Below are 606 nucleotides of genomic sequence, written 5' to 3' on the forward strand. Positions count from 1 at the left end.
AGAGTACGTTACTCGCAGCGATTTCTGGCACATTAACTGGCAGGGACGGAGCGAGCGGTGAAGTTCATGTGGATGACAAAAACTTGCTCACGTTATCTTTGTCGGAACAAGCTTATGTTCGCGGTTACTTATGTCAGCAATCTAGACCTGCATTTAACGTCGATGTTTTTCAATATCTTGCGTTGTCGTTGCCAAGTGGCGCTGCGATCACTGATGGTAAAGTTCGTGATGCCGTTAATATGGTGGTCGAGCTCGTCCAACTGCAAGATAAGTTGCACCGCAGCATTCAAACGCTATCAGGCGGCGAGTGGCAACGCGTACGCTTAGCGGGTGTATGCCTACAAGTGTGGAGAACGATAAATCCATACTCGCAGTTGTTGATTTTAGATGAGCCAGCCGCTCCGCTCGACATCGCTCAAGAAGGTTTGTTGTATCAGTTAATCAATGCTATCGCGGCACAAGGTATTAGCGTGCTCGTGGCGAACCATGATTTGAATCGCACCCTTAAACATGCCGATAAAGTGTTATTGCTCAGTAATGGTGTGTTGCATGCGTCGGGCAGGGCGGATGACGTGCTCTCCGAGACTGGTCTCGCTGAAGTGTTCA

General features: G+C 49.0%; 1 protein-coding gene. It reads left to right on the plus strand.

Annotated features, from left to right (window positions below; translation table 11 throughout):
- Window positions 1-606, plus strand: a 606-nt coding sequence (locus R7190_RS28805; protein ID WP_318138055.1) for an ATP-binding cassette domain-containing protein, incomplete at both ends; no start/stop codon positions are given.

The organism is Vibrio sp. 1078-1, from assembly GCF_033340475.1.